This window comes from Candidatus Angelobacter sp. (genome assembly GCA_035607015.1).
GTDB lineage: Bacteria > Verrucomicrobiota > Verrucomicrobiia > Limisphaerales > AV2 > AV2.
This window is the reverse complement of record DATNDF010000347.1, coordinates 1-4,379: the sequence shown is the minus strand read 5'-3', so window position 1 is coordinate 4,379 and position 4,379 is coordinate 1. Positions and strand designations below refer to the sequence as shown.

Here is a 4,379-nt window from a genome sequence, read left to right as displayed (position 1 = left end):
GAACCCGTGCCGCCGCCGTGAAAGGGCGGTGTCCTAACCGCTAGACGATAGGGTCGTCGAGGCGGGATAAACTACAAGCGCGCGTTCCGCATTGTCACGCGGAAAATCCCCAAGCAATCCCTTGGACCGCATCCTGCCCAGGATGGAACGACGACCAAACTGTCGTCAGCTCACCCGCGGCAAGCCGGGTCGCATCCCGTTCGGAACAAGGGCGTGATCAGTAAACCTTCCGCAAGTGCGATGGAAGAATGTTCAGTTCCGAGCGGTATTTGGCAACCGTGCGGCGGGCGATCTTGATTCCCTTTTGTTCGAGCAATTTGACGATTTCCTCGTCCGAAAGCGGCTTGGAGGTCTCCTCGACCTTGATCATGTCGGAGATCATCTCTTTCACGCTGGTGTTCGAGACTCCGACCCCACTGGCGGTCTGGATGCCCGAGGTGAAAAAATACTTCATCTCGAAAATGCCCTGCGGCGTTTCCATGTACTTGCCTGAGACCGCCCGGCTCACGGTGGTTTCATGCACACCGACCACCTCGGCCACCTGGACCATCGTCAACGGCTTGAGAAATGCCACGCCTTTGTCCATGAACTCCCGCTGCCGTTTCACGATTTCCCGGGCGATGTTAAGAATCGTCTGCTGCCGTTGGTGAAGGCTCTTGATCAGAAATTTGCCGGCGCGAATTTTTTCCCGGATGTATTCGCGGACCTCCTGCGAACTCTCCGGCTGCGCCATGAGGTCTTTGTAGGTGTTGCTGATGCGCAGGTGCGGGACATGCTCGTTGTTTGTCGTGACGCCAAAGTCGTCGCCGACCCTCTGCACGAAGACCTCGGGCAGAATGTATTGATTGTTGTCGGGCAGGAAAGCCCGGCCCGGGCGTGGCTCCAGGTTGCCGACGCGGGCCATGGCCTTTTGAACTTCGTCAACAGCCACGCCCAATCCGCGGGCGATCTCCGGGATGCGCCGCTTGCCCAGCGCTTCCATGAATTCACCCACAATGCGGTACTCGAGGGTGTTTTGCTTGCCGTCGCGTTCCAGTTGCAAAATCAGGCATTCGCGCAAATCGCGCGCGCCAACGCCCGGCGGATGGAACGTCTGGATGACTTTCAACACCTCGAGTATCTTTTCGGGCCGGATGTTGGTCGCGAACGCCAGTTCGTCCACACCAGACTGAAGATAGCCGTAATCATCAATACTTCCGATGATCATCTGGCCGATTTGCCGCTGCTCGTCCGTCAGATCCGACAGCCGGAGCTGTTCCAGCAGATTTTCCTGCAACGAAGTACCGGCCACGAGCGAATCAAACATGAACTGTCGTCTCTCCTCATCTTCCTGGCTCTGGCGCATCGGAAGGTTGGTTTGCGCAAAATGATCGCGCCACTCCTGGTCGAGCTGGGTAAGCCGCTCGAATTCGGCCTGAAAATCGTCCACGGGCCCGTTGTTGGCCTTTTCGGTCGCGGGGTCGAACGTCACGTCGGCGGGAGGTTCGGCCGGATCGACGGCAGTGACGGTGGCCTCGGCCTCTCGGTTTTCCTTTTCCTCCTGCGTCATTTCCGTTTCCGCAGATTCTTCGAGCACGGGATTCTGCTGAAGTTCCTGTTCCACCATGGCCTTCAATTCGAGCGTGGGGGCCTGCAAAAGCGCCAGGGACTGCTGCAGTTGCGGTGCGAGCACCTGCGACAGGGTCATCCGTTGTGAAAGATGCATGGCTTGGGCCATTGGCCAGATCATAACGGCTCGCGCGGATAGCTCAAGCATTTTGCGGCATGGCGTCTGCTTTTTCAGAAACCGTGCCAGAACCCGATTCCAGCCAGATCCCCAAATCCAACTGCGCGCTCTCGGGCGTCGACTCAAACGACGCAAAAGGGTTGCCGCAACAATTCCTCCCCCCTAACGTCGACGCGTGGCAGCGCGATTCACCATTCTCGGCAGCGGTTCGGCGGGCAATTGCGCTTACCTGGAAACCGATGAGACACGACTGCTCATCGACGCTGGTTTCAGTGGCCGCCAGATCCGCCAGCGCCTGGCCTCCATCGGCCGCACTCCCGAATCTCTGCACGGAATCCTGATCACTCATGAGCACAGTGATCACATCCAGGGTCTGGGAATGCTCTGCGCGAAGCTGCAGATTCCCATCTACTGCAACCGGCTTACCCAGGAAGCCGTCGAAGGCGAGTTCCAGGCAAAATTCGATTGCCGTATTTTCGCGACCGGCGCGACATTCGACGTGGGCGACGTCAGCGTTGATACTTTCTCCGTCCCCCACGACGCGCACGACCCCGTCGGTTTTCTACTGCGGACCAGCGGAGGGAATATTGGTTTTCTGACCGACCTGGGTCACGCGACGAAGCTTGTTGTCGAACGCGTCCGGGCCTCAAACATCCTGCTGCTCGAAACCAACCACGATCTGAAGCTGTTGCACGAGGACACGAAACGTCCGTGGAGCATCAAGCAACGCATTCTGAGCCGCCACGGCCATCTCTCCAACACCGCCGCGGCCGAAGTTGCGGTTCAGATTGTTTCGCCCGAACTCCGCCACCTGTATCTCGGGCATCTCAGTCGCGATTGCAACCGCCCCGAACTGGCTTACCGCGCAATCAGTGAACCACTCCTCAGGATCGGCGCGCATCATGTCCTTGTCGAATCCACTTCGCAGGATACCCCCTGCGCCACGCTTGTGCTGTGAACATCGGGAAGACCCTGCCGCCGCTGACGCCCGGAACGCTCTACCTGGTGGCGACACCCATCGGCAACCTCGAAGACATCACGCTGCGCGCATTGCGTGTGCTAAAGGAATGCGACGTCGTCGCTGCCGAAGACACCCGCCACACCGGACAACTCCTGGGTCATTTCGGGATCTCGCAACCGTTGTTGAGTTACTTCCAGTTCAACGAAGCCAGGCGCGCCGAGGAGATCATCGAAAGACTGAGCCGAGGCGAAAAGGTCGCTCTGGTCACCGATGCCGGGAGTCCGGGCATCAGCGACCCCGGCGAACGGGTCGTCAAAGCGGCGCTTGCCGCCGGCCATCGAGTGGAACCCGTGCCCGGCGCCTGCGCATTGATCAGCGCGCTGACCGCGAGCGGTCTGCCAACCACCGAATTTCACTTCATCGGTTTTCTGCCGCACAAATCCGGTCAGCGGCGGAACAAAATCGAGTCCCTCAGCTCGGTTTCAGGCACACTTCTGTTTTACGAATCCCCGTACCGGATCGAAAAGCTGTTGCGCGAACTGGCCGGGGTCTTTGCCGCACGCGAAATCGTCCTCGCCCGTGAGCTGACGAAAAAATTCGAAGAGTTTCTGCGCGGCAAACCGGCGGAGCTTCTGGAGATTGTAAAGAAACGCGGTTTGAAAGGCGAGTTTGTGGTGCTCGTGGACAATGCCCAACCCGGCCGCCCCTCCCGAAACGAGAACACGGACTGAGGCAGGGCTAAACGAACTTTCCCGGGTTCAGGATCCCCCTGGGGTCGAGGGCATGTTTGATTGCGCGGTGCAGCGCTCGGCCTTCCTTCGACACCGCTTCTGGCCACCAGCGTTTCTTGGCAAGCCCGATGCCGTGTTCACCTGTGATCACTCCGCCCCACGCGAGCACCTGTTTGAACAAATCGTCGAGCGCCGCCTCGCTTCGTTGCAGTGCGCCCGGCTGCATTTTGTCGAGCATCACGTTGACATGAATGTTGCCGTCGCCCGCGTGGCCGAAGCAGGCCACGGGGAGGCGATGCTTTTTTTGCAATCGTTCCGCAAAGCGGAACAGGTCTTCAAGCCGACCGCGGGGCACGGCAATGTCCTCGTTGAGCTTGGTCAATCCCGTGTCACGCAGCGCATAGGAGAATTCGCGGCGCAGCTGCCAGAATCTCTCGCATTCCCGCGCACCAAGGCCGCGCTGAACGAACACCGGCCTCGTGGTCCGGACGATTCGTTCCAACTGCCTCAACTCGGAACGGACGGACTGTTTCTGGCCGTCGAGTTCGACGATGAGGTGAGCGCGGCAGCCTGACAGAAGGCCGCTGCCCGTTCGTTTCCGCGCCGCTGCGAGCGTGAACGCGTCCGCCACCTCCAGCGCGCTCGGCAGAATGCCGGCGGCGAAAATCATTCGAATGGCCCGGGCGGCGTTCCTCATGGAGGCGAATCCAACGCCAAGACATGCACGAAACGGCGGCAACGGGAGCAGTTTCAGCGTTGCCTCGGTCACGATTCCCAACAACCCTTCCGATCCGACAAACAGGCGGGCAAGATCGAATCCTGTTTTGTTTTTGTGCGTGCGACTGCCCAGACGCACGACGGAGCAGTCAGACAGCACTGCTTCGACGCCGAGCACGTAATCGCGCGTCACACCATATTTCAGGCATCGCGGACCGCCGGCGTTCGTGGCGATGTTGCCGCC

The 4,379-nt window shown here is 59.6% G+C and carries 4 protein-coding genes; 2 read left to right on the top strand and 2 right to left on the bottom strand.

Annotated features, from left to right (window positions below; all coding sequences use genetic code 11):
- Positions 1 to 217 precede the first annotated feature (217 nt).
- Positions 218 to 1,717, bottom strand: a complete 1,500-nt coding sequence (gene rpoN, locus VN887_13900; GenBank protein ID HXT41100.1) for an RNA polymerase factor sigma-54 — start codon at positions 1,715 to 1,717, stop codon at positions 218 to 220.
- A gap of 184 nt (positions 1,718 to 1,901) precedes the next feature.
- On the opposite strand from rpoN, the gene VN887_13895 reads away from it, so the two are divergent.
- Positions 1,902 to 2,684 carry an MBL fold metallo-hydrolase gene (locus VN887_13895; GenBank protein ID HXT41099.1) on the top strand — a complete coding sequence of 261 codons (783 nt, stop codon included), beginning with the start codon at positions 1,902 to 1,904 and terminating at the stop codon, positions 2,682 to 2,684.
- Positions 2,681 to 3,418 carry a 16S rRNA (cytidine(1402)-2'-O)-methyltransferase gene (gene rsmI / locus VN887_13890; protein HXT41098.1) on the top strand — a complete coding sequence of 246 codons (738 nt, stop codon included), beginning with the start codon at positions 2,681 to 2,683 and terminating at the stop codon, positions 3,416 to 3,418. The genes VN887_13895 and rsmI overlap by 4 nt, the downstream gene beginning before the upstream one ends.
- 7 nt (positions 3,419 to 3,425) lie before the next feature.
- Here rsmI and VN887_13885 read toward each other — a convergent pair.
- Positions 3,426 to 4,379: FAD-linked oxidase C-terminal domain-containing protein (locus tag VN887_13885; protein HXT41097.1), on the bottom strand; the 954-nt coding region annotated here is incomplete at its 5' end.